The sequence below is a fragment of the Vibrio sp. RC586 genome (assembly GCF_000176715.1).
Classification (GTDB): Bacteria; Pseudomonadota; Gammaproteobacteria; order Enterobacterales; family Vibrionaceae; genus Vibrio.
Window position 1 is genome coordinate 313221 of the sequence record NZ_ADBD01000013.1, and the last position, 24995, is coordinate 338215.

The 24995-nt window shown below is 47.5% G+C and carries 20 protein-coding genes; 10 read left to right on the forward strand and 10 right to left on the reverse strand.

Going from position 1 to position 24995, the window contains the following annotated elements; all coding sequences use genetic code 11:
• Positions 1-217 precede the first annotated feature (217 nt).
• From VOA_RS04095 to VOA_RS04080, 4 genes are all read left to right on the forward strand, one after another.
• On the forward strand, positions 218-925 hold the full coding sequence (locus tag VOA_RS04095; protein ID WP_148543601.1) for a response regulator transcription factor: 708 nt from the start codon (positions 218-220) through the stop codon (positions 923-925).
• Positions 915-2348, forward strand: coding sequence for a sensor histidine kinase (locus VOA_RS04090; protein WP_001022511.1), 1434 nt, complete (start codon positions 915-917; stop codon positions 2346-2348). Before VOA_RS04095 ends, VOA_RS04090 begins: the two co-directional genes overlap by 11 nt.
• Positions 2348-3580, forward strand: a complete 1233-nt coding sequence (locus VOA_RS04085) for an ABC transporter substrate-binding protein (protein WP_000926825.1) — start codon at positions 2348-2350, stop codon at positions 3578-3580. The genes VOA_RS04090 and VOA_RS04085 overlap by 1 nt, the downstream gene beginning before the upstream one ends.
• A gap of 166 nt (positions 3581-3746) precedes the next feature.
• Positions 3747-4571, forward strand: coding sequence for a delta-class carbonic anhydrase (locus VOA_RS04080; protein ID WP_000837440.1), 825 nt, complete (start codon positions 3747-3749; stop codon positions 4569-4571).
• A 57-nt stretch (positions 4572-4628) separates the two neighbouring features.
• Here VOA_RS04080 and kdsB read toward each other — a convergent pair whose 3' ends face one another.
• The 5 genes from kdsB to VOA_RS04055 are packed head-to-tail and all read right to left on the reverse strand — an operon-like array spanning position 4629 to position 10576.
• Positions 4629-5384, reverse strand: coding sequence for a 3-deoxy-manno-octulosonate cytidylyltransferase (kdsB, locus tag VOA_RS04075; protein WP_000011342.1), 756 nt, complete (start codon positions 5382-5384; stop codon positions 4629-4631).
• Complete coding sequence (locus VOA_RS04070; RefSeq protein ID WP_000350068.1) at positions 5384-5563, reverse strand: Trm112 family protein; 180 nt, start codon at positions 5561-5563, stop codon at positions 5384-5386. Before VOA_RS04070 ends, kdsB begins: the two co-directional genes overlap by 1 nt.
• Entirely contained in the window at positions 5544-6551 is a 1008-nt protein-coding gene (gene lpxK, locus VOA_RS04065; RefSeq protein ID WP_000570503.1) for a tetraacyldisaccharide 4'-kinase, read from the reverse strand. The genes VOA_RS04070 and lpxK overlap by 20 nt, the downstream gene beginning before the upstream one ends.
• Before the next feature lie 2 nt (positions 6552-6553).
• The gene (msbA, locus tag VOA_RS04060) at positions 6554-8302 is read right to left on the reverse strand and encodes a lipid A ABC transporter ATP-binding protein/permease MsbA (RefSeq protein ID WP_000052160.1); all 1749 of its coding nucleotides are present in this window, start codon (positions 8300-8302) and stop codon (positions 6554-6556) included.
• Between the two features lie 30 nt (positions 8303-8332).
• A complete protein-coding gene (locus VOA_RS04055; protein ID WP_000173789.1) occupies positions 8333-10576 on the reverse strand; it encodes a DNA internalization-related competence protein ComEC/Rec2 in 2244 nt (747 codons plus the stop codon).
• 8 nt (positions 10577-10584) lie between these two features.
• Here VOA_RS04055 and VOA_RS04050 point away from each other — a divergent pair, with 8 nt between their 5' ends.
• Positions 10585-11115: a DUF2062 domain-containing protein gene (locus VOA_RS04050; protein WP_009356112.1), complete on the forward strand. Its 531-nt coding sequence runs from the start codon at positions 10585-10587 to the stop codon at positions 11113-11115.
• A 153-nt stretch (positions 11116-11268) separates the two neighbouring features.
• On the opposite strand, the gene lolE is transcribed toward VOA_RS04050, so the two are convergent.
• The 3 genes from lolE to lolC are packed head-to-tail and all read right to left on the reverse strand — an operon-like array spanning position 11269 to position 14401.
• Positions 11269-12513, reverse strand: coding sequence for a lipoprotein-releasing ABC transporter permease subunit LolE (gene lolE, locus VOA_RS04045; protein WP_000493001.1), 1245 nt, complete (start codon positions 12511-12513; stop codon positions 11269-11271).
• Entirely contained in the window at positions 12514-13200 is a 687-nt protein-coding gene (gene lolD, locus VOA_RS04040) for a lipoprotein-releasing ABC transporter ATP-binding protein LolD (RefSeq protein ID WP_001061283.1), read from the reverse strand. It abuts the gene before it with no gap.
• Entirely contained in the window at positions 13193-14401 is a 1209-nt protein-coding gene (gene lolC, locus VOA_RS04035) for a lipoprotein-releasing ABC transporter permease subunit LolC (RefSeq protein WP_000468889.1), read from the reverse strand. Before lolC ends, lolD begins: the two co-directional genes overlap by 8 nt.
• Before the next feature lie 175 nt (positions 14402-14576).
• On the opposite strand from lolC, the gene VOA_RS04030 reads away from it, so the two are divergent.
• The 5 genes from VOA_RS04030 to VOA_RS04010 all read left to right on the forward strand — a co-directional run bounded on the left by VOA_RS04030 (position 14577) and on the right by VOA_RS04010 (position 22628).
• Complete coding sequence (locus VOA_RS04030; RefSeq protein WP_000999597.1) at positions 14577-15152, forward strand: hypothetical protein; 576 nt, start codon at positions 14577-14579, stop codon at positions 15150-15152.
• A 2-nt stretch (positions 15153-15154) separates the two neighbouring features.
• Positions 15155-18622 carry a transcription-repair coupling factor gene (gene mfd, locus VOA_RS04025; protein ID WP_000207279.1) on the forward strand — a complete coding sequence of 1156 codons (3468 nt, stop codon included), beginning with the start codon at positions 15155-15157 and terminating at the stop codon, positions 18620-18622.
• Between the two features lie 69 nt (positions 18623-18691).
• On the forward strand, positions 18692-19462 hold the full coding sequence (locus VOA_RS04020; protein WP_000825623.1) for a peptidoglycan binding protein CsiV: 771 nt from the start codon (positions 18692-18694) through the stop codon (positions 19460-19462).
• A gap of 378 nt (positions 19463-19840) precedes the next feature.
• Positions 19841-21919 (forward strand): beta-prism lectin domain-containing protein, encoded by a 2079-nt coding sequence (locus VOA_RS04015; RefSeq protein WP_032468402.1) that lies wholly within the window; start codon positions 19841-19843, stop codon positions 21917-21919.
• A gap of 172 nt (positions 21920-22091) precedes the next feature.
• Positions 22092-22628: a GNAT family N-acetyltransferase gene (locus tag VOA_RS04010; protein ID WP_000186698.1), complete on the forward strand. Its 537-nt coding sequence runs from the start codon at positions 22092-22094 to the stop codon at positions 22626-22628.
• A 103-nt stretch (positions 22629-22731) separates the two neighbouring features.
• Here the strand turns inward: VOA_RS04010 and VOA_RS04005 are convergent, their stop codons facing one another.
• Positions 22732-24021 (reverse strand): NAD(P)/FAD-dependent oxidoreductase, encoded by a 1290-nt coding sequence (locus VOA_RS04005; protein WP_000196850.1) that lies wholly within the window; start codon positions 24019-24021, stop codon positions 22732-22734.
• A 350-nt stretch (positions 24022-24371) separates the two neighbouring features.
• The gene (gene ycfP / locus VOA_RS04000; RefSeq protein WP_000587951.1) at positions 24372-24911 is read right to left on the reverse strand and encodes an alpha/beta hydrolase YcfP; all 540 of its coding nucleotides are present in this window, start codon (positions 24909-24911) and stop codon (positions 24372-24374) included.
• Positions 24912-24995 lie beyond the last annotated feature (84 nt).

Genomic DNA, 24995 nt, shown 5'->3' on the forward strand with positions numbered 1-24995 from the left:
AGCTTTTATCAGGTGATATAGGCCGTATGGCCTATCACTTTCACGTGTATGGATAAAATAAATCCGACATCATGTTATCAATCCCCAACCCAGTGAAGGTTACAAAGCGCAACGAGTTTGTAAGCGAACACTTACAAAAAAAGTCTTTTGTAAGCAGTCAATTACTTGTGAAATAACCTAGTTTTCACCACGGAGAACAAAAAGGAAACACCGCATGCTGGAGAACAAACAGATTCTGGTGGTTGATGATAATCAGGAGCTTCGAGAGGCGCTCAAAGACTATCTGGGTAAAGCAGGATTTGAGGTTATTTGCGCCGAAAATGGTGCGGTAATGTGGAAACTTCTGGAAACCCATAATCCGGATCTGATTATTCTAGATATCATGATGCCGGGCGATGATGGCTTTACGCTCTGCCAAAAATTACGCAAACACTCCAGTGTACCCATCATCATGTTAACCGCCGTGACGGAAGAGACCGATCGCGTCACGGGTTTAGAACTGGGGGCAGATGATTACATCACTAAATCCTTCAGCCCAAGAGAGCTGTTAGCTCGCATCAAAGCCATTCTTCGCCGCAGCCAACTTTCAGACTCCCTTTCTGTGGCAAGAAAAGTCACCTTTGCAGGCTGGCAATTGGATACGATTACGCGACAACTCAAACACCTTGAAACACACGCGGTAAAACAGCTCAGCGGCGCGGATCTATCCTTGCTCGGGCTTTTTATCAATCACGCAGAGAAGCTCCTGACCCGTGATGACATTGCACGAGAAATATGGGGACGCGATGCTGATCCGTTTGAAAGAGGTATTGATGTTCAAATCAGCCGACTCCGCACCCACTTGGAAGATAAAGATCGCACTTTAATTCTCACCGTGCGCAATAAAGGTTACATGCTCACGTCAGGCATTCGTTATGAACATTAAGCAGCGGTTTAATTCGCTTGCCGTACGAACCAGCCTGTTTTTGGTGATCGTGGTCGTCGCCTCGCAATGGCTCGCTAGCGCCATTTGGTATCAACATAGTCACAAACGAGATACTGAAGGACTTGTCACTACAGTACGTAGTTTGGCGTTAAGTGCTGCATCCACCATTTCTTTTTTCCAAACCCTACCCTCTCAGTATCGTCATTTAGTGCTCAATCAACTGCGCAATATGGGAGGAACACGCTTTTTCGTTTCACTGAATGATCACGATATCGCCATTGATGCTCTTCCGGAAAGTCAGCGTAAAACCTTGGTCATTGAAGAGGTGCAGAAAGTGCTGAAGCAGCAGCTACAAGGGCAGCCGAAAATCCTTGTTGAGTTTACTCGCCGTGATCAACTTAAAGTGTTTAATAACGAGCTGCTTATTGATGAACTTCCCTTGTTATGGGCGCACTATTCACTCAGTTACGGCGAACTCAACCCCCCGATTCTGGTTCTGCAAGTCAAAGTGTCACCGGGCGAGTGGTTCTATCTTGCCGCTGTTCTTCCCGCCCCTTATGTGGATTTAGAAACAACCTATTTTGAAAGGCGTGAGTGGTTTACCTTGGTGCTATCCGCCCTGCTCTTACTGGTATGTATGGGCATTATCGTGCAACGTGAAATCACACCGATTCGTCATTTGGCAAAAGCTGCAACGCTCATGTCCAGCCGCTTGAAAGTGCCATTAGTCAAAGAACAAGGCAGTAACGAGCTCAAAGCCGCGATTCGCGCATTTAATAAAATGCATCAGCGTATTGATAGCCATATGAAAGAACGGGAAATGCTGTTCAGCGCCATTTCACATGACTTAAAAACGCCCATTGCCTGTCTCAAATTGCGCACAGAAATGCTAGACGATGATCGGGAACGCGAACGCTTTACCCGAATCGTCAACGATTTAGAACTTATGGTGAAAGGTGCTTTGCAATGCATTCGTGAAACCGACATCCATGAAGAGATTGAGTCTATCGACTTAAACTTGTTGGTGGAACATATCACGATGCGTTACGAAAGCGATAAAACCTCAATTCAGGGGCAAGTCATAAGTCCGCTGATTGGCAAACCTCTCGCGTTGAAACGCTGCATCCAGAATTTGGTGGACAATGCGATCAAATATGGCCATCGAGCCCATATTCATTTCCACGAGGCTGAAAGCGCGATCACCATCGTAATCAGTGATGAAGGTCAGTCTCTTGATCCAAGCTTAATTGAAAAACTCTGCGCGCCTTACTATCGAGCCCCCCAAGCACTTCATCACGAAGGTAACGGACTCGGCTTAACCATCTCTCAAAGCATTGCTAAGGCGCATGGCGGAAAACTTGAACTCAGCTTAACAGCCCAAGGTGGATTAATGACCACGCTTTCACTCCCCAAGGATTCATAATGTTACTGCGAACATTGTTATGTTTATTCTTCTTTGGCTATTCGTCTTTCAGCACGGCTGTCGAAATCATGCATTGGTGGACTTCTGCGGGTGAACAACGCGCCTTGCAAACACTGGAACAACACTTAAAACAGCATCAGATTGAAATCGAAATTAACCCCATTTTGGGTGGTGGTGGCGACAATGCGATGACGGTTTTGCAAGCCCGAGCCTTGGCAGGCAATCCGCCACAACTCGCCCAGATTGAAGGCCCCAGCATTCGTGACTGGGATGCAATTGACATACTCCACAACTTAAACCTCGTGGCTGCTGCAGAACACTGGGATGAACAGCTTTACCCTGCTGTCATCCATGTGAACAAAACCGAGCAAGGCTATGTTGCGCTCCCCTTAACTCTGCATCGCATGAACATGCTTTGGGTCAACAACCAGTTATTGAAGCAATTGAATCTGGAATTGCCCACAACCCAAGCCGAGTTCTTACAAGCACTCAAAACCGCTCATCAGCATGGCATATCGCCCTTAGCGATTGGGGAGCAACCTTGGCAAATTGCGCAGATATTCGAAAGCTTTGTTATCGCGTATGGGGGCATTGATTTTTATCGTCAGTCATTGGTCGAACTGAGTCCTGAACACATTCGTACCCCGCCCATGCATCAAGCTCTACAAGCCTTACGCGAGGTGAGCCAATGGGTCAGCTTTACCAAAAATGATGAGCGATGGGATAGCGCCACACAAGCACTCATCAATGGTGAGACTTTGTTCCAACTCGGTGGTGATTGGATATTGGGTGAGCTCTTGGCTAAAAAGGTGAACGTTCCAGAGGCAATCTCTTGTACCCCAGCCCCGGGCTCACACAACAGTTATCTCTACAACATGGACAGTTTCGTTTTCATGGCGAGCAAAGAATTCAACCACGCAGAAGCCAATCAGCTGGCGACATTGCTTGCCGATAAGCAATTTCAAACTAACTTTAATCGCTATAAAGGGTCAATTCCCGTCCGTCAGGATATTGCTTTAGACACATTCAACCTTTGCCAGCAGCGTTCCCACCAAGACTTTTTGTATGCAGCCAAAGAGGGAAATCTCGTGCCAAGCATGACGGATTCAATGGCGGTTAACCCCATGATTCAGCAAGCCATTACCAATGAAATTTTCCATTTTTTCCGTAATCCGGCGGTCAGTGAGGAAGAAGTCATGAAACGAATATGGGCCATCGCTTCAAGCAATTGAATTTGCTGAAGACCTATTCATCAAGCACAGTCAACACCATTGCATTATTCTCAGCTTGTTTTCTTTTATCAAATTCGTAACCAATGGATACATAATTGATAAAACTCTTCAGTTCAAGGTTCAGTATACTCACGGCGACTAAAAGCCACGAAAAAGGAACCGTTTCATGAAAAGTAAGTTGTGCGTGATTACTATGTTACTTGCGAGCTCAACGGCATTTGCAGCCGATGGCGTTGTCAGTGATGACGTCATTGCCAAACAAAGGGCAAACCTCGCTGAGAATACAAAAGAAAAAGGATTTGGCCCTCAATCACCGCGTGATATTGATAACTTGGATGGACACAATGACCGTTCGTTTGGTATTGCATCAGGCTTTGAACAAATGAATCTGTGCAATATCCATTTTCACAAAAATGCAGAACACAAAGGTGGGGAGTTTACTCAATTTGCAGGCAATGGTGATGGCAAAGGGTATAACACGGGTTACCAGTACAACGGCCAGTTAACGAAAGAAGAATTACAACCTTTCAAGCATAAAGAACTTCAGTCTGGAGACACCATCGAAGTGCATTATGTGTATAGCAGCGCCAATGTTAAGCCAGGAGCCACGTTAGGTGCTTGCCTTTCTGAATCAATTCAGAACCCTCAACTGAGAGTTGAAGCGCAAGTTTATGTGCTGGTTAATGGTGATGAAGCTTTGGATTTTGCTGCGCTCACCGACTATGGCCAACGTAATGGCTATTATCAAGCCCTGAACATTCCAAATGACACTGGTACACCTATTCAATACGCAGGTTCGACAACGGGACCCAGTTACAACGAACAAGGTTCTCCACTGCAAGTAACATGGAGTGTACGTCCTAATGTCGCTAAAGTGAGTATTGCATCCGTGGCTAAATGGCTTGAAGGCAATGATTTCAAAGAAAATCACGCACACGGGGTACGAAACTTAGTGATCAATCCAGAACTTCTATCTGAAGGGCATCAATAAAAACAGACATCACCATACTGTGTTAAACAATAAAGCTCCCGTTGGGAGCTTTATTGTTTAGTGTTGTTGAGCGACGAACTTTCTCACCACTTCCAAATCATCTGGCGTGTCCACCCCAGCCGGCGGTGCTTCTAACGCAACCGCAACATGAATTTTTTCACCATGCCACAACACACGAAGCTGCTCTAAGCATTCAATCTTTTCAAGCGGGCTTGGCTGCCAATGTAGATAGGTGTTGATGAACCCTGCACGGTAGGCATAGATGCCGATATGGCGCAGCAATGGCTGAGCGATGGATTTGTCTGCCTTGGCGAAGTTATCCCGATCCCAAGGAATTGTGGCGCGACTGAAGTACAGTGCATAACCGTTTTTATCAGTGATCACTTTCACCGCATTCGGGTTAAACACTTCCGCTTCATCTTCAATTTCCACCGCCAAAGTCGCCATGGGTGCGCTGCATGCGGCTAAGTTATCCGCAACTTGGCGGATAATTGCAGGCGGAATCAACGGCTCGTCACCTTGTACATTAACCACAATGTGCTCGGCCGGAATAGCCATTTTTTCAACCACTTCCGCCAGACGTTCTGTGCCGGATTGATGGTCAGGCGATGTCATACACACCATGCCACCAAAGACGTGAACCGCTTGTTCAACACGTTGATCGTCGGTTGCAATGATCACGCGGTCAGCACCCGCCTGCATAGCCTGTTCATACACCCATTGGACCATGGGTTTACCACCGATGTCCGCCAGAGGCTTACCCGGTAAACGCGTTGATTGGTAACGCGCAGGGATCACAACGGTAAATGACATTAGCGTCCCTCATCCATGCTCATGCTACGTGCTTCCGGCTCTAAAAGCACTGGAATGCCTTCTTTAATTGGGTAAGCCAAACGATCCAATTTACAAATTAGCTCTTGGCGATCTTTATCGTAAGTCAGCTTACCTTTACACACAGGGCAAGCGACGATTTCAAGCAGACGGTGATCCATACTGTTCCATTACCTCTTTAATTTTGTCCACAATACGCTGCTCCGCTTCTGGAGCAAATTGAGCCGAAACGGGCAAATACCACCAATTTGGCTGGGCAAACTCAGCGCATTTTACGGCATCTTTTTCTGTCATGATCAGATGATCGCCCTGCTGCGCGAGTTGATTCAACTGGGCAGTATCAAAGGCTTGATGATCGGCAAAACCTTGGCAGTGAACCAAATCTGCATTGAGTTCACGCAAGGTATTAAAAAATCGGGAAGGATGACCAATCCCAGCCATCGCACATAAGCGAGTGAATTTGCTCACCGCACATCGTTCACCCGTCTGCAGATTAATCGCATCAGCAGGTTGAAGATGCATCGCGACTTCATTGGCCTGCGCCACACCACCATTGGTGATAATGAAATCGACTTCAACTAACCGACTGATCGGCTCACGTAGAGGGCCTAGGGGAATTAGCTGTTGGTTACCAAAACGGCGCGCACCATCCACCACAGCGATTTCAATGTCACGCTGCAATGCATAGTGCTGCAAGCCATCATCAGTGATGACGATGTTGACCCCGTGTTCAAGCAGCGCTTTTACCGCTTGGCTGCGCACCGGATCAACTGCCACTGGTACTTTTGTGCGCTGGAAAATGAGTTTCGGCTCATCACCACAATGTTCCGCTGGCGTTTGTTCACTGACCACCAAAGGATAACTTGGCGCTTTTGCTCCATAGCCGCGTGATACCACGCCCGGACGATAGCCAAGGTTTTGCAATGTTTCCACCAGCCAAACCACAACCGGCGTTTTACCATTGCCACCCGCGGTAATGTTGCCTACCACCACCACAGGCAATGGTGCACGATAGGAGGGTTTATCCCCCGTTTGATAAGCTTTGCGCCGTGAGCGGCTAATTGCGCCAAACAGCAAGCTGAATGGCCACAACAGTGGCCATAACAGATAACCTAACGGATGGCGGTGAAACCAAATCTTTTCTATCACCGCTATTCACCAAACTGGATGCGGTGTAGTTGAGCATACGCGCCATCTTGTGCCAACAAATCAGCATGACGACCGCGCTCAATGATTTCTCCTTCATCGACCACAAGGATCTCATCGGCTTGTTCGATGGTCGACAAGCGGTGCGCAATCACCAATACCGTTTTGTTTTTCTGGAGCTCATTCAATGCCGCTTGGATCGCGCGCTCAGATTCAGTATCTAGCGCTGACGTCGCTTCATCGAGAATGAGAACCGGAGCATCACGCAGCAACGCACGGGCAATCGCCACACGCTGGCGCTGACCACCGGACAAACTCGTACCGTTTTCACCAATGACGGTATCCAACCCTTCTGGCAGATTTTCAATAAACTCCATCGCATGCGCTTGGCGAGCCGCTTGCTCAATTTGCTCACGGGTGTATTCACCTTCGGCGGCATAAGCGATGTTGTTGGCAATGGTGTCATTAAACAGATGTACGTTTTGTGAAACTAATGCGAAGTGGCGACGCAAATTAGTCAGTTTGTAATCACGCACATCGTGCCCATCAAGGCTGATTGAACCACTGTCTACATCATAAAAACGGGTAAACAGATTAGCGATGGTTGATTTACCTGAACCAGAGCGGCCAACCAACGCAACGGTTTTACCTTGCGGAATATCAAAGGAGACATTCGCTAATGCAGGTTTTTCTTTACCTTGGTAGGTAAACGTCACGTCATTGACTGACACGTCACCCTTAACACGTTCCACTTCGTATTTGCCGTTATCACGCTCAGTTTCCAGATCCATCAAACCAAACAGAGTTTGACAAGCGGCCATACCGCGTTGGAATTCAGACGTCACACTGGTCAAAGCTTTTAGCGGGCGCATCAAACCAAACATAGCGGAGAACACCACAGTGAAGGTACCCGGCGTAAGATCTGCGCGAATTGAGTCAACACTCGCCAAGAACAACACGGCAAACAACGCTAGTGAAGCAATCATTTGAATCACAGGGTCAGCAATGGATTGAGCCGAAACCAGCTTCATCGTTTGTTGACGCATGCTGTTACTTACTTGGTCAAAGCGTTTACGCTCAACGGCTTGACCACCGTAACTCAGCACCACTTTATGACCTTTGAGCATCTGCTCAGCAGATGAAGTTACATGCCCCATGGTGGTTTGCATGTTGCGCGAAATCTTACGAAAGCGCTTAGAAACCACACTGATTGCGAACGCGACGACAGGCGCGACCACGATCAACACCAAAGAAAGCTGCCAACTGTTCCAGAACATCAGGGTTAACAAGCCGATAATGCTTGCCCCTTCACGCACAATGCTGACTAAAGCGCGGCTGGTTGCGCCTGCGACTTGCTCAGAATCGTAAGTGATGCGAGATAGCAGTCCACCCGTCGATTCTTGGTCGAAAAAGCGCACTGGCATGTGCATGAAATGGTTAAACAAACGGCGACGCATCAGCATCACCACATTGCCAGAGACCCAACTCAAGCAGTAGGAAGAAGCAAATCCACTTAAACCGCGTACAAACATCAAGCCTAAAATCATGAACGGCAGGATGCGCAGGAAGTTGGATTCCGCATTACCAAAACCTTCGTCTAATAAAGGTTTTAGTAGAGAAATCATATAGGTATCAGCGACAGCATTGATAATCAGCGCGACAACCGCAACAGCAAGACCCGCTTTGTATAAGCGGATGTAAGTCCACAGACGTTTAAAGGTCTGCCAAGTAGTTTCGTCAGAGTGAAGTGACATAGAGAGGCTTTTCTGATTACAAAATTGCGCTTATTCTACTCCTTTACGCAGCATATGCCTATACCAAGGCTCCCAGCCAAGCGAACGCTGAGCAACCCAATCCATTTGTTCTGGATAGAAAAACAGACTGATTTGACCCAATTGTCCAGTATCTAACCACTGAGCTTGCTGGTTTTGATAACGCTCCACCACTTGCGGGTTAGGCAAATTCCAGCGGTTATCTTTGGCCAGTGACGCAATCGCCAGTCGTGGTTCGACTTTCATGATGAACTCAGCGGTTGATGATGTTTTACTGCCGTGATGCGGCACTATCATCACGTCACTTTGCAGTGGCACTCCATCGCGTGCGAGCAACCACTCCCCCATTGCGGTGACATCCCCCGAAAGCAGCACTGCATGGTTAGACTGGGTATCAGTTATACGGATCACACACGAATGCTGATTGTAAGCTCGGCTAACCAGTTGCGGCGGCCATAGCACATCGAAATGCAAAGATTGCCACTGCCAACTGTCACCACGTATACAAGGAACAAATTCCACACCGACTTGGCTTGTGCGTATCCAACTGGGGTGCCAACGTTTGGCTAAACTTTGCCAATCGCCCGCATGATCGTTATCGAGATGACTCAAAATCAGCCCATCGAGTCGATGAATACCACGTTGCTGTAAAATGGGCTCAATCACACTTTGTACATAGCTGCCCCCCGGCCAACTGCTGCCTGTATCGTAGACGATCGCGCGATCATCTTGCTCAATCACTATCGCTAAGCCATGCCCCACATCTAACACATCCATACGCCAAAGCGGTGTAGTGGAAGGAAACCACCACCATAAGCCAACAATGCTTAACGAAAAGGTACAGGCTCTTAGGCTCATCACTCGATACAGCATACTGAGCACTACGAACGCAACAATGAGACCTTGTATATTTTGGGGTATGACTACCCAACCCATGTCCGCAAATTGCAGCGCCCAATCAAGCGGCAGAAAAGACCAGTCGACCCACGGCCAATACACGGCCGCCCAACTTGGGGCGGTAAGGGTTACGACCAACCCTAAAAACAGAGCCGGAACAATGACTAGGGAGAACCACGGGATAAACACCAAATTGTACAAAACCGCGGTAATACTTAGGCCGCCAAAGAAGTATGCGGTTACCGGAGCCATTAAACAGACGAGAGAAATTTGCGCGAGCAGCAGCGTTTTCCACCACACTTTACGTTTACCCTGACTGGCTAACTGATACAGCACAATCGCGACAGCTAAAAAGGACATCCAAAAGCTGTTTGAGAGCGAGGCAAACGGCGACCAAATTAAAACGGCACACAAAGTAAGCAAAATCCGTTTTAATGCGGAAAGAGGGAAAGCCAAAATCACCAATGCCACATTGAGCAAACACATGATCAATGCACGCTGAGTCGGTATGGTGAAACCTGCAAGCCACGCATAGAGTATGGCAAGCAGAACTCCGCACACGAACGGTGACCAGAGAAGCTGATTGTGAAGGCGCATTAAGCCTGCGCCCAAAAAGTACCCCAAGCTAAAAGCAATTCCGATGTGCAAACCAGAAATAGCGACTAAATGAATCAACCCACTATTTCTCAGCGCTTGCCATTCCTGCTCATCGATACCGCTTCGCTCACCAAAGGTCAGGGCTAAAATCAGCCCTTGAAACGGGCTCGTCTGCGTCAGCGCTTCCAGTTGAAAAAACAACCTTGATCTTAGGCTACTCTCTTGCACAATTTGATAAGACGTGTTGGGTTTAACACTGGCTCGAGCCACGAAAGAGTGCGCCATGTAATGCGCTTCTAAATCAAAGCCCGTTTCATTGAGTCGACCCACTATCGGTTTAAGCGAGATTGAAAACTCAAATTGATCATTGGGCTGTAGTAATAACGGGGCAACGAGACGTATGTGAGGCTGCATGAATCTGTTTAAGGTTTGACCATTCACCTCATGAATCAAGACTAAACCCTCATATGCGTAACGAGTTTGCTTAAAAAAGCTGTCAACCTTACCTTTTATGGTAATATCCGGCCCTGCTTGATAGAGAATGTTGGATTGATCTCGCATAAGGTTGCCATGTAGCACGATAGTGAAAATGGCCAACGCGAAGCCAAGGAATTTACGGGTTGCACGGTAATAACCGAGCAAACCCGTAAAAAACAGGCATAACCAAGCCCAGCCCCATGTTGGCATCCATGGCCAATAAGGAGCAGACAGCACGGTGATCGAAAAAGAGATGAGCGACCAGTAATTCGACAAGAGAGTCATAATCCCGTATGCCAAGAAAATTTATTAAACGGTTTATGCCTGACCACGATGTGATCAAACGCCAAAAAGCGCTGCGCGTGTTTGGTAATGTGCTGTATAACCCAAATCTCTGGTGTTTAAACCGTCGCTCTGCTGCTGGCGCGTTTGCTGTTGGCCTGTTTATGGCCTTTGTTCCACTTCCAAGCCAAATGATCATGGCGGCAGGGCTAGCGATTATGTTTGGCGTTAACTTACCGCTCTCGATCGCATTAGTGTGGATCACCAACCCTATCACTATGCCAGTGATCTTTTATTTCACGTACAAGCTCGGCGCATGGCTGATGGGCACCCCAGCACACAGTTTCCATTTTGAATTAACATGGGAATTTCTGTTCAACCAAATGAGCACCATTGGCCCCCCTTTTTTGCTGGGTTGCGCCGTTTGTGCGGTGCTAGCCTCACTGCTTGGTTACTTCGGTATTCGCGGTTTATGGCGTTATTCGGTGGTACGCAGTTGGCAAAAACGCCGTACCAGTAAGATGCCGGAGAATCAGTCTTAACACACGGTGCAAGCGCGGGGTTTGAATGAAGTTGCGAGCAGCAACATCTGCCGTTTTGCAAACGATGTTCACTTAAGATGAGAAAAAGGACCCAAGGGTCCTTTTTTGTTGAACGCGAAAAAACGCTCTGTTTGTCTATCCGATACGATATCGCTACTTGCTGCTCAGCACTTGAGCGGGATTGAGCCGACTCGCTCGCCGTGCTGGATACCAAGTGGCAAGTAAACTCAACGTAATCGCCGTACCGGACACCAACAGCACATCAAACCACTGCACTTGTGAAGGCAAGAAATCAACGAAGTAGATATCTCCAGATAAAAATTGATGGCCGATCAACCGCTCTAAACCTTTAATCAACGAGGTCAAGTTAAACGCAATGATCACCCCCAATAGGCTACCAACCACGCTGCCAAGCACACCAGAAAACACACCTTGCCATACAAAGATACGTTTGATTAAGCCATCTGTTGCACCCATGGTGCGCAAAATCGCAATTTCACCAGCACGGTCTTTCACCGCCATCATCAAGGTTGAGACAATGTTAAAGCTTGCCACCCCAATGACGAGTATCATCACCAGATACATGATACTGCGCACCATCTGGATATCACGGTACAAGAAACCGTACTTTTGCTGCCAACTGTGCAGATAGGCATAAACGTTGAGTTTATTACCCGCCTCTCGCACAATCTCCGTAGCTTGCAGCACATTGGCTACTTTCACCGATACGCCCGTCACGCCTGAGCCTAAATTAGCGTAAGCTTGTGCATCTTCAAGTGGAAGCAGTGCCAAGCTGTGATCAATTTGCCCATTCAAAGCCAATAAGCCACTGACTTTGACTCGTACCCGTTTCGGGGCCTGCACTTTTTCGCCACTGGTGGCGCTAGGAATCATGAGGGTAATGAAATCACCAAGTTGCACACCAAGTTTATCAGCAACGCCTTGTCCTAAAATCACCTGCTGTTGACCGGGGATAAAATGTTGCCATGCTTGCGGGGTAATAAATCGTGACAGGCTAGACACCGCTTGTTCACGTTGTGGATCAACACCTCGCACCTCAATCGCTTTAAGTTGAGTGCCATGTTCCGCCAGCGCTGTCATTTTCACATAAGGGGCTGCCGCAACAATTTTCGGATGACGAGTCACTTGTGCCATGACTTCAGGCCAACGTTCAATCGGACCCCGAACGCCTTCAAATTCTCCGTGAGGAATCACGGACAGCACCCGCGATTGCAATTCACGCTCAAAGCCATTCATGGCCGAAAGACCGATGATGATGACCGCCACCCCCACCGCAATCCCAATCGTGGAAGAAAGTGAAATAAACGACACCATCTTGTTACGTTGCTTGGCGCGACTAAAACGTCCACCAATAAACAAAGCTAGGGAGGAAAACACTTAGGCCCCCGTCACATCTGTTAGCAGACCATCTTTCATGTGCATATGACGATCCATTTTGGCCGCTAATTCACCATCATGGGTGACCACTAAAAAAGCCGTTCCCGACTCTCGATTTAACTCGCGCATCAAATCATAAATCGACAGTGCTGTGTTATGGTCGAGGTTGCCTGTCGGCTCATCTGCCAAAACCAAATCAGGTTTATTCACCAAGGCTCGAGCAATCGCCACACGCTGCCGCTCACCACCAGAAAGCTCCGATGGACGATGCACCAAACGGTGCCCTAGACCAACTCGCTCAAGCAGCCTTTGGGCTTGTGCTTTCGCCTTCGCCACATTCATGCCACCAATCAGCAGCGGCATCGCCACATTTTCCAAAGCCGAAAAATCCGCAAGCAGATGATGAAACTGATACACAAACCCCAAATGTTGATTACGAATTTTAGCTTGTTTATTTGAACTCAATTCATGCAATGGTTGACCAAGAAACTCCACAGCCCCTTCGCTGGCCTCATCCAGTGCACCAAGAATATGCAGCAGAGTGCTCTTTCCTGACCCCGAAGATCCAATGATCGAGACCAACTCCCCTCGCTTTAGCTCAAAGCTTACCCCTTTAAGAACCTGAGTTTGCAAATCGCCTTCTTGATAGGTTTTGCAAACCTGATGACAACGTAAAAGGTTATTCATAACGTAACGCCTCAGCGGGTTGAACAGAAGATGCGCGATAGGCTGGAAACAGCGTTGCCACTAGGCTCAATACGATCGCAAGAACAATAACGAGGGCAATTTGCAGCGGCTCGATCACCACTGGCAAAGATCCACCCACAGAAAAAAGTGCCACGCCTAAAGCATCCATCAGGCTATTTAGATTGGCGGCTAGCAGCACACCAAGACCTCCGCCCACTAGCGCGCCAATCACCCCACTACTCGCGCCTTGCACCATAAAAATGGCGAGCACTTGTTGTGACTGCATCCCTTGGGTTTTCAAAATTGCCACTTCGGCCTGCTTTTCCATCACCACCATGATCAACGCCGAAATGATGTTAAACGCAGCAACACCTACGATAAGACCGAGCATTAATCCCATCATGTTCTTTTCCATGCGTACCGCTTGGAAAAGCTCTCCACGCTGCTCACGCCAGTCACTCCACTGCCAACCCTCGGGTAACGGTTGAGTGGCAAGATCGCTCACCACAAACGGGTCATCAAAAAAGAGTCGCCAGCCTGAAATAGTTTGTGCATCATAACGCAGCAACTTGGCCGCATCACGCAGATGCGTCACCATCAGTTGCCCATCAACATCCGAACCTGTATTAAAAATACCCGCAACCGTAAAGTTGCGCTGACTGGGTAAGCGACCTAAAGGAGTGAATTGACTAGCTTCTGTCACCATCAAGCGGACTTTATCACCCACTGTGACATTAAGGCTACGCGCCAACAGATGACCGAGGAAGAGTTGGTACTCACCTTCTTGTAAAGCCGAGACACGACCAGCAATTAGATACTGTTCTATCGGGTCATTTTGCAGTGGTTCAATACCAATCAGCAAACCCGCTGCAAGTTGTGATGCACTTTGTACTACGGCTTCACTGCGCACCAATGGCTCAGGATCACGTTGAGTAGAAAGAGCAGAAATAAACGCAGGAGGCTCCGCTGTAAGTGCTGTTTTACCTGTGTCTTGCGCCACCACCGCTTGTGGCAACACACCGAGAATGCGAGATTTAAGCTGTGCTTCAAAACCGTTCATCACCGACAACACCGTCACCAGCGACATTACACCGATCGTAATACCCGCCGTCGACATATAAGAGACAAAGCGGCTAAAACGATCACCAGAACGACCGCGCAAATAGCGTAAACCAATAAAAGCCGAAATCGGATGAAACATAAATCCAACCATAGGAATAGAATGGCGCTACTGTAGCGAGAATCCCTGCGAGGTTGTAGCTTTTCTTTGCCAAATCTGTGTAAGAGGACGTTTATTTCACTCCGATAACAAGGGCATACCTTGATTAGTTACTGCTTATGACGATAATCAACACAGATGTGAGAAGGAACCCTCTATGAATGATCAAGAATTCTTTACTGTCCACCACGCACTAACTATCAATGTGGAGCCGTTGGCGGACCATTTCACTCTCCCTTCTCATGAGATATTTGAAGCGGAAATCCCCGCTCCTTTTGTGGTGGCGAGTGAATTCAGCCAATTGGAACAACTCAGCGACAGTGCGCGCATGGAGCTGAAAAACAGTGACTTTAAAAGTGTCTTGCAACTGCTTGAAGCGCAAAACTCAAAGCTCAATCTGCTCCTGACTTTTATGCTGTCACAGCAAGATGATCCGCAATCACGCAGTGCAACCACTCGTTTTGGCGCCAGTCAACTCACCTATTTGGCAAAAGCCCCCTTAGCTTTGGGGCAAAAAGTTCGCGTTAAGCTGTTTTTAGAATACCCAGCCGCAGCCATATACTGCTACGCTAGCGTGACCGAATGTAGCCAACAATCAGAACACACCTTAGTAACACTGAAGTATGATCTGCTGCGCGATGTGGATCAGGATTTACTGATCAAAGCCGCCCTATATCAACAGCAGCGCCTGCTGCGTCAACGCTCACTAGACCGAGAAAAACCTCAAGCGTGACTATGACTACACATTCCCTACTCTCTCTGTTTACGGCGCAAGGTGCCGGAGACAAAAAAGCCATCGGTAACTTACACGGCTCTAGCCTTGCCTTAGCCATTGCTGAATTGGCTAACGCACATACCAGCCATACTTTGCTGGCAGTGCCGGATCCGCAAACGGCACTCAAACTGCTGCACGAAGTTGAACAGTTTAGCCACAGCGAAGTCGCACTCTTCCCTGATTGGGAAACACTGCCGTACGATAATTTTTCGCCACATCAAGACATCATTTCCGATCGCATTTCGCGCTTGTATCAACTGCCAAGCCTGACGCGTGGCATCACGATTGTGCCAGTCAGCACTTTACTGCAACGCCAATCACCGCGTGACTTCTTATTGCAGCACACCTTAATCGTTAAGCGAGGTGACCTTTTCTCGCTCGATAAGCTACGCCTACAGTTAGAAAATAGCGGTTATCGCCATGTTGATCAGGTATTTGGTCCCGGTGAATACGCGAGCCGCGGTTCGATTCTCGATCTCTTCCCGATGGGCAGCAGTGACCCGTTTCGGATTGATTTTTTTGATGATGAGATCGACACCATTCGCACTTTCGATCCGGAGAACCAACGTTCGATTGCTGAAATGGATGAGATTCGTCTGTTGCCCGCACATGAATTCCCGACCACAGCGGCTGCAATTGAAGAGTTTCGTAATCGCTGGCGTCAGCGCTTTGAAGCACGCCGCGAACCTGAATCCATTTATAGCCAAGTCTCCAAAGGCACTTGGCCTGCGGGTATTGAGTACTGGCAGCCGTTGTTCTTTGATCACAGCGAAACCTTATTCGACTATCTCCCCTCCAACAGCCAGCTCTTGGTCGTGGGCGAGTTGGAAAAATCTATCGACCAATTTTTGGCTGATGTCGATTACCGTTACGACCAACGCAATATCGACCCATTGCGCCCATTGCTGCCACCGAATGAGCTTTGGTTGCGTAAAGATGAGCTGTTTGCCCACTTTAAAACGCTGCCGCAAGTCCAACTGACAAGCTCACCTATCGAGCTACGTGCAGGACGAATGAATGCCCAAGTACAGCCATTGCCCATATTAGCCGTTGAGCATCAAAACAAAGAGCCTTTGGCAGCACTGCGCCAGTTTAGTGAGCAATTTGTTGGCAAAATCATTTTCTCGGTCGAATCTGAAGGCCGCCGTGAAGCCTTGCTTGAACTTTTGCAACGCATCAAGTTGCGCCCACAAAGCCAAAGTGAATTCAGCATTGCCTGCCAACAAGCAGAGAAGTTCTCGCTAGTACTGGGTGCCGCAGAGCGTGGATTTATTTATGGCGACAACCAAATTGCCCTGATCTGTGAAAGCGATTTACTTGGTGATCGGGTGATTCAACGTCGCCGTAAGAAAGATCGCAAAACCGTCACCAACAGCGATGCGGTAATCCGCAACCTTGCCGAGCTCAAACCGGGGCAACCCGTTGTACATATCGATCACGGGATTGGCCGCTACTTAGGGCTACAAACTCTCGAAGCGGGTGGCATGATCAGCGAATACGTCATGCTGGAGTATCAAAACGAAGCCAAGCTGTATGTCCCAGTTTCGTCACTCAACCTGATCAGCCGTTATTCCGGTGGTGCAGAAGAAGCCGCCCAATTACATAAACTGGGTGGCGAGGCGTGGGTCAAAGCTCGCCGTAAAGCGGCTGAAAAAGTGCGCGATGTCGCAGCAGAGCTATTGGATGTGTATGCAAAGCGCGAAATCAAACCGGGCTTTAAATTCCACCTCGACCGCGAACAATACGCCACCTTCAAAGCCACCTTCCCGTTTGAAGAAACCGATGACCAAGCGATGGCGATCAACGCTGTGCTGTCGGACATGTGCCAACCCAAAGCCATGGATCGTTTAGTGTGTGGTGACGTCGGTTTTGGTAAAACCGAGGTGGCGATGCGCGCAGCTTTTGTTGCAACCGATAATGGCAAACAAGTGGCGGTATTAGTCCCTACAACTCTACTGGCGCAGCAACATTTCGAGAATTTCCGCGACCGATTTGCCAACTTGCCGATCCGCGTCGAAGTGCTCTCCCGCTTTAAATCAGCCAAAGAGCAGAAACTTATCTTACAAGATGTGGCGGACGGTAAGGTCGATATTCTGGTCGGCACCCATAAACTACTCTCTAGCGAAATTCGTTTTGCTGATCTTGGCTTGCTGATTGTTGATGAAGAGCACCGTTTCGGGGTACGTCAAAAAGAGAAAGTCAAAGCGATGCGTGCGGATGTCGACATCCTCACCCTCACTGCAACGCCGATTCCGCGCACACTGAATATGGCGATGAGTGGCATGCGAGATCTCTCCATCATCGCGACGCCGCCAGCGCGTCGATTAGCGATCAAAACCTTTGTGCGCCAAAGTGAGGACAGCGTGATCCGTGAAGCGGTGCTACGTGAAATCATGCGTGGTGGTCAGGTGTACTTCCTGCACAATCAGGTCGAAACCATCGACAAAGTGGCTGCAGATTTAGAAAAACTGGTTCCAGAAGCACGAGTTACCGTGGCACACGGGCAAATGCGCGAGCGTGAACTAGAAAAAGTGATGAACGATTTCTACCACCAGCGCTTTAATTTACTAGTGTGTACCACGATCATCGAAACCGGTATCGATGTTCCAACGGCTAACACCATTATTATGGATCGTGCGGACAGCTTAGGTTTGGCTCAGTTGCACCAATTGCGTGGCCGTGTAGGGCGATCGCATCACCAAGCGTACGCCTACTTGTTAACCCCGCCGCCGAAAGCGATTACCAAAGATGCAGTAAAACGTTTAGAGGCCATCGCATCCTTAGAAGATTTGGGAGCGGGCTTCACTCTCGCCACGCACGATTTGGAAATTCGTGGTGCTGGTGAACTGCTAGGTGAAGAACAGAGCGGCCAAATTCAATCTATCGGTTTTACTTTGTATATGGAAATGCTCGAACAAGCAGTTGATGCACTCAAGTCCGGTAAAGAACCTGCGCTTGATGATTTGCTACGTGAGCAAACCGAAGTTGAAATGCGTCTGCCTGCCTTGCTACCGGATGATTATATCCCAGACATCAACACCCGTTTGTCGATGTACAAACAGATTGCTAGCGTCGCCAGTGAAGATGAATTAGTCGAGCTCAAAGTCGAATTGATTGATCGCTTTGGTAAATTGCCTGACGCCGCGTTAAACTTACTCGCCATCGCGGAGCTGAAACTGAGTGCTATGCGTCTCAAAGTGCGTAAAATTGAAGCCCATGAGCGCGGTGGATACATAGAGTTCTATCCCAATGCTGACATTAACCCACTGTTTTTGGTTAAACTGCTGCAGTCGCAACCTAAGCAGTTTGCAATGGATGGGCCAACCAAATTTAAATTTACCTTACCTTTGGTTGAACGCGGTGCACGCATTCAATTTGTCGCTGACATCTTGAACAATTTCCAGCAAAATGTGTTACCGGCGATGTAAGTCATTAGCCAGAAGTAATAACCCAAGAAAGTAATAACCCAGTGTGAAACACTGAACAACGGAGTGACAATGAAAAGATTGATCCCACTGCTGCTATTGCTGATTGCAATGCCCAGCATGGCGGCCCGACAGTTTGATATTGAAGTCATCTTTTTTAAACGGGCAGTAGATGCTGAAAAAGTGAGTGAATCTTGGCCGAACAGCTTGCCCGCTATCAATATTGACCGCGCAGGCAGTTTCGCAGACGTCAGTTTTCGCCAAAGCAAAGGAGTCACGTTGTTACCTTCTTCCGCGTATCAGCTCAATAGCGAAGCTCAGAAATTACGCAACCATGCAGGTTTCAACGTATTGCTGCATACAGCTTGGCGTCAAAGTGATCAAGGCCGTCAATCAGCTCCAGTGTTCCACATTCAGGCTGGGCGTGATTACTCCGGACAATTTCAAGCTGATGGCGCCCCGATCGGCAGCAAAAACGTGGCAGCGCCTGTCGATGGCGTGACCGAAATGAGTATTGCCAAACCATTGTATGAGCTCGATGGCACATTGCAGATTTACGTTCAGCACTTCCTATTTGCAGAAGCCCTACTGGATTTGAAAAAGCCTGCAGTACGTGAAGTGACATTACAAGACGCAACTTTACAGCTCAGCACAACACCAGAAGAACAAGGGGCGACAGTACAGGCTGGCTTACTCGAAGCGGTATCTCCAACCGTTGAAGAAGAAACCTTCTTAAAAAGTTATCGAATGGATCAGAAACGCCGTATGCGCAGTGGTGAAACCCACTATCTTGATCACCCACTGATGGGCATGATCATCCAAGTTCGACGTGTTGCCGAATAACATAACTCCTGTCTGTACGTGAGTTTGGATTCACTTTCTTTTAGCGAGTTCAAACTCACCAACACCCCTCTCTTATCTTAAGCCATTTGAGCATCGTAAAATTTCGCCCACTGGGTGCAGCCATCTATGTCATCTTGTTTCATTTATGATTCACCTCTCTCACATTTAATGTGCCAATTTGTCTGCTGAATAAGAACTCACTCTTAAAACCATTCCTTGGGTTGAACCCTTGTGCATTTGCCATTGATAATTCTATCGCTCTCAGCACTTTGTTATTGGTGCCATCGATTTTATTCATTTACGCATCAATCTAGCGAGAGAGTATGGAAACTCATTATGCAACCCACTCGAACTGTTAAGAGAGATGAAGGTCAAGCCATGAAACATAAAAAAACGTTGACCGCGATAAGTGTATTTGCGTTGAGCCATTTGGTTGCTCCAAGCTATGCATTCGCGTCAAGCAGCAGTGATATACAAACTAAATTGAAATGGGCTTGGTCTACCAGCCAATTTCACCCAGAATCCAATCAAGTAATGGCAGCCCCCATTACCGCTCAACTGAACGATGATAACGGCGATGGCAAAATCGATGCAAACGATGTTGCCGACGTAATTGTGGTGACTTTCCAAGGGAATCAGTACTCTCAGGGCGGTTATCTGCGAGCATTGAGCGGTGTTGATGGTTCAGAACTTTGGACTTACAGCAACGGCGGCATTATTGCCGATGCACGCTATGCTCCAGCGGCCGCAGACCTAGACGGCGATGGCTTCATCGAAATTGTTTCTACGAGCACTTTAACCCCTTATATCAACATATTAGACAACCAAGGCAACATCAAAAAACAACTGCTAAAATACGCCTCTGGTTGGCGTTCGGTCGGTGATATCGCTTTAGCCGACCTTAATGGTGATGGCTCAGTAGAAATTCTCGCAGCCGATGGCGTTTATAATTACGACTCTGGTTTGTTATTTAGTCATGATTGGGCACCAAGTTCTGTCGCACTTGATACCAATGACGATGGGCAACGCGAAGTGTTTGCCAACGGTACGCTATACAGCAATAACGGAGCTTACCAATGGCAATACCAAGCGAATGATACGGCTTGGTTCTCCTCTGTTGCCAATTTAGATGGCGATGATCAACCCGAGTTAGTCGTTTCTGTCCCAGCATCCCTCAGCACCCCAGAAAACAGTGAAATTGCCGTATTGGAGCATGATGGTTCACTGAAATGGCGAGTCAACAATGTCAACAACCCAGGTGGTAGTGTACAAGCAGTTTCTAGCTTCTTAGGATCTAAGACTGGCAGTGCAAGTAATGTTGATGCTCAATCTGGCGTTTACGGTTATACAGATTGGGCGAATGGACAACGTGTTTTAGCTGGAAGTGATCACCAATTAGCTATTCGTTCAGGCTCGATCGTTGACGCTATTGGAGCAAACAGTCAAAACGTGGTTGGCGGCAGCGGTGGCTCTCTACGCTATATTGACTCCTCCAAAGTTCGTGCTGTTGACGTCACCTACGGCAAATTTAAAGACTGGTGGAGCTACGGTATATTGGAGATGAAATTCACGCTCGATAATGGTTCAACCGTTACCGTAGGTTCGAAAAGCTCAGCCTTTACATATCTTGGTTTTGAATGGAGAACCAAAGTCATTAGCTATCTTGGTTTAGAGTGGCGGACAAAAACGGTTTATTGCTGGTTCTTCGGTTGGCACGCAATACGAGTCTCTTACCTTGCCCCTGTATGGAAACAAAAAACGGTTCCATATCTAGCGCCTGTTACCCTATCAAAATCAGACACAGTACGTTATGACATCCCACAAGGCTCACAACTGCTTGGCATTAATGTCTGGAGTAAAGAAAAACTCTTGCTCAAAAATAAGCAACAGGTGAACGCGGTACAGTTCCTAGTTGGTAAAGTACAGGCAGATCAATCACACATGGGTATTGTCTATGCTGGCTACAAAGCCGTTGATATGTACGATGCCAAAGGTAATAAAGTGTGGTCTGTGCTAAACGATGATCTCAACAGTGGCAAAATCGGGGTTTCTGCCTATGACTTCGATGACGATGGCATTGATGAAGTGTTAGTCCAAGATCGTTTAAGAATGCGTATCCTCGATGGCAAAACAGGTCAAGTGTTGAGTATTATCGCTAACTCGTCAGGCACACTATGGGAATACCCGATTGTGGTGGATCTTGCGGGCAATGATAACGCAGCGCTGATCATGGTCGCCAATGACTACGATCGTGAAAGTAATCTCAACCACGGTGTGTACGTTTATGAGTCTGCGGATCTCAGTAAGCCTTGGAAAAAAGCAACACGCAATTGGAATCAGTATGCGTTCAGCTTCTCAGACATTAAGCTCAATGGCTCCGTCCCTGCCGATGCGCAACCTAGCTGGTTAACACACAACAGCTTCCGCTCTGCAACCATTCGTGCGCCACTGCAATAACCCCTACCTACTCGCTAGCCGCTCCATTGCCGCTCCATTGGAGCGGCTTTTTTATTCTTATTTCAGCGTTCTTTCTCCGGCAACATGTTGGATTTTCGATAAATCTTGTAATGCTGCTTATAATCAATGGCAGAGCTCATCGGTTTGTATAACCACGCCAAGAAGGATAACCATGACACCCGATTTCCAAATAGTGACCCAACGCTTGCAACTTCGCCTGATCGCAGCCGATGAAGTCGATGATTTAGTGCATTGTATTCGCCAGTCTCAAGCACTGCATCAGTGGGTAGATTGGTGCCATGCGCTCTTTAGTAAGCAAGAGGCGGAGTTATTTATTCAAGCCACACGTCTTAATTGGGTGAAAGCCGAAGCCTATGGATTTGGTGTTTTTGAACGACAGACCCAAACCTTAGTCGGCATGGTGGCAATTAATGAGTTTTACCACACTTTCAACATGGCTAGCTTAGGATATTGGATTGCCGATGCTCACCAAAGACATGGCTACGGGAGGGAGGCACTCACGGCATTGATTCTGTTTTGCTTTGAGCGATTAGAGCTCACTCGGTTAGAAATTGTCTGTGACCCAGAAAATGTACCGAGCCAAGCTTTAGCCCTAAAGTGTGGCGCGGTTCAGGAACAGCTCGCCCTAAATCGATTTTTGTATGCTGGAGACCCCAAAGCTGGAATTGTGTTTTCTTTAATACCCTAACATATACCTCAAGCACTTGGCGTTACAGACCATGAGTAGAATGGTCACACGCAAAAATAAAGCGGCACTCTGTGCCGCTTTATTTATTATCAAATCGATAACATTAATGCAGTTTCAGGTTTGGGCGCAGTACGCGGTTAATTCGTCCTACCAACATCATCAAGCCTGTTTTAAACATGCCATGCAACGCCATTTGGTGCATTCGATACAAAGAGATATACACCACTCGTGCGATACGTCCTTCAACCATCATAGAACCACGAGTTAAGTTGCCCATTAGGCTACCTACGGTGGAGAAGCGACTCAGAGACACTAGCGAGCCATGATCTTTATAGACGTAAGATTTCAACTCACGACCATACATTTTGGCTACGATATTACGAAACGCCAGAGAGGCCATTTGGTGTGCAGCCTGAGCTCGTGGCGGTACAAACGTTCCGTCCGCTTGAGTGCATTGTGCCAAATCGCCAATCACGAAAACATCATCGTCACGTGTCGTTTGTAAAGTACCTTTAACGATCAATTGATTAATACGGTTTGTCTCAAGTCCGGCGATGTCTTTCATAAAATCTGGCGCTTTAATGCCTGCTGCCCAAACCATGATGTGCGCGGAAATTTTCTCACCATCTTTAGTGGTTAAGCCATCTTTTTCCGCTTTAGTCACCATGGTCATGGTACGAACATTCACGCCTAGCTTAGTGAGTTCTTGATGCGCCGCCGCCGAGATGCGCGGTGGCAATGCAGGTAAAATACGTTCTCCCGCTTCAATCAAGTTCACGTTCAATTTACTCGAGTCGAGATCACCAAAACCATAAGTACGCAGCTCTTTAACAGCGTTGTGCAACTCTGCTGAGAGCTCAACGCCCGTTGCGCCCGCACCTACAATTGCAATGTCTACCGTTCCTTGCCCGTTTTTCGCGTGCAACTTCAGGAACTCATTATTCATTTCAGTACGGAAACGATCTGCTTGTTCTGGGCTATCAAGGAAAATACAGTGTTCTTTCACACCTGGTGTATTGAAGTCATTCGATGTTGAACCGATCGCCAACACCAACATATCGTATTCCAAATCACGCTTTGGCATCAGCAGTTCACCGTGCTCATCTTTTAGCTCGCTTAACGTGATTTTTTTGTTTTCACGATCAATCGACTCTAAGCTGCCAAGCTGGAAATCAAAACTGTGATTTTTTGCATGTGCACGGTAGCTCAGCGCATCGACACCTTCATCCAGAGAGCCAGTTGCCACTTCATGCAACAAGGGTTTCCAAAGATGGCTTGAATTACGGTCAACCAAAGTAACCTTGGCTCGGCCTTTACGCCCAAGTGTGCGACCCAATTTGGTGACTAGCTCTAAACCGCCAGCTCCACCACCTACAACAATAATTCGTGTCACAACAACAATCCTCAAATAAAGATGAATAATTATTATCCAGCCCGAACTCTCGTGCTGAAGGAATCTGTTATCGCCATGATGTCTAACATCTGACTAGGGTGAGGTTAGTTACTCTTAGTGGCACGTTATTTGGCAGAAAAAATCTGCGCTAACACAACTAATTGGCAAGTTTTAGACTTGCTCTCAATTTTTTTTGATATTTATCAACAAATCTTGGTGTAAGTCATTATATAGGGCTGATTCTATCGCGCAACCACAGATTGACAGGTTCTCATTAGTTTTTTTGTGGGTATGGATGAGCAAAAACAGCCTCACAAAGAGGCTGTTGATAATTCAATCATTCAACGAAGTTACATCGCTTTAAAAGATTTCATTGTTTGCAGGTGGTGAGCGATTTTTTTGAATTTGTGGGTTTGGGTTTCATCCCAAATGATCTCGTAATAATCTTGCAACTCTTGCGCGGTTTTCTGGTTGTCGTGAATTTCATCCTGACGAGAAAGCACCACTAAGCAGCGACCTTGATTTTTGGTACGAAACAGCTCAACACACTTAGTCGCGATATCATCATACTCTTCTGGGCGGTCAATGCGCCCCTGCATGGTCAATTCTGGATGCAAGTTAGGGTTAAATATCACCTGTTTGATTCCACACAAAAAACCAATCCGTTCAGACCAATACCCCCCTAACCCTACCCCACAGATCAGTGGGTGTGGATCGCCTGATTGTTCAATCGCTTTATGTACTTCTTTGAGCAGATGTTGCATGTCATGTTTGGGGTGTAACGTGCTGTAGTTGATAAATCGAACATCACTATCAATGAACTGCAGTTGCAGCACTTTCTCATGGTTGCCTGGGCTGGTTGAATCGAATCCGTGTAAATAAATAATCATAATCTTATCCCCATTCCTTGAGGTTTTAATCTACCACGATGAGCATGGTTTTAAACAGCCTAGCGAAAATATCAATAAAAAGAA

Bases quoted from the DNA above. Each gene is read 5' to 3' on its own strand.
- ycfP (WP_000587951.1), bottom strand. From the start codon at position 24,911: ATGATTATTTATTTACACGGATTCGATTCAACCAGCCCAGGCAACCAT.
- VOA_RS04090 (WP_001022511.1), top strand. From the start codon at position 915: ATGAACATTAAGCAGCGGTTTAATTCGCTTGCCGTACGAACCAGCCTG.
- VOA_RS04030 (WP_000999597.1), top strand. From the start codon at position 14,577: ATGAATGATCAAGAATTCTTTACTGTCCACCACGCACTAACTATCAAT.
- lolC (WP_000468889.1), bottom strand. From the start codon at position 14,401: ATGTTTCATCCGATTTCGGCTTTTATTGGTTTACGCTATTTGCGCGGT.
- lolD (WP_001061283.1), bottom strand. From the start codon at position 13,200: ATGAATAACCTTTTACGTTGTCATCAGGTTTGCAAAACCTATCAAGAA.
- VOA_RS04020 (WP_000825623.1), top strand. From the start codon at position 18,692: ATGAAAAGATTGATCCCACTGCTGCTATTGCTGATTGCAATGCCCAGC.
- mfd (WP_000207279.1), top strand. From the start codon at position 15,155: ATGACTACACATTCCCTACTCTCTCTGTTTACGGCGCAAGGTGCCGGA.
- VOA_RS04015 (WP_032468402.1), top strand. From the start codon at position 19,841: ATGAAACATAAAAAAACGTTGACCGCGATAAGTGTATTTGCGTTGAGC.
- VOA_RS04080 (WP_000837440.1), top strand. From the start codon at position 3,747: ATGAAAAGTAAGTTGTGCGTGATTACTATGTTACTTGCGAGCTCAACG.
- VOA_RS04070 (WP_000350068.1), bottom strand. From the start codon at position 5,563: ATGGATCACCGTCTGCTTGAAATCGTCGCTTGCCCTGTGTGTAAAGGT.
- VOA_RS04055 (WP_000173789.1), bottom strand. From the start codon at position 10,576: ATGACTCTCTTGTCGAATTACTGGTCGCTCATCTCTTTTTCGATCACC.
- VOA_RS04050 (WP_009356112.1), top strand. From the start codon at position 10,585: ATGCCAAGAAAATTTATTAAACGGTTTATGCCTGACCACGATGTGATC.
- VOA_RS04010 (WP_000186698.1), top strand. From the start codon at position 22,092: ATGACACCCGATTTCCAAATAGTGACCCAACGCTTGCAACTTCGCCTG.
- msbA (WP_000052160.1), bottom strand. From the start codon at position 8,302: ATGTCACTTCACTCTGACGAAACTACTTGGCAGACCTTTAAACGTCTG.
- VOA_RS04085 (WP_000926825.1), top strand. From the start codon at position 2,348: ATGTTACTGCGAACATTGTTATGTTTATTCTTCTTTGGCTATTCGTCT.
- kdsB (WP_000011342.1), bottom strand. From the start codon at position 5,384: ATGTCATTTACCGTTGTGATCCCTGCGCGTTACCAATCAACGCGTTTA.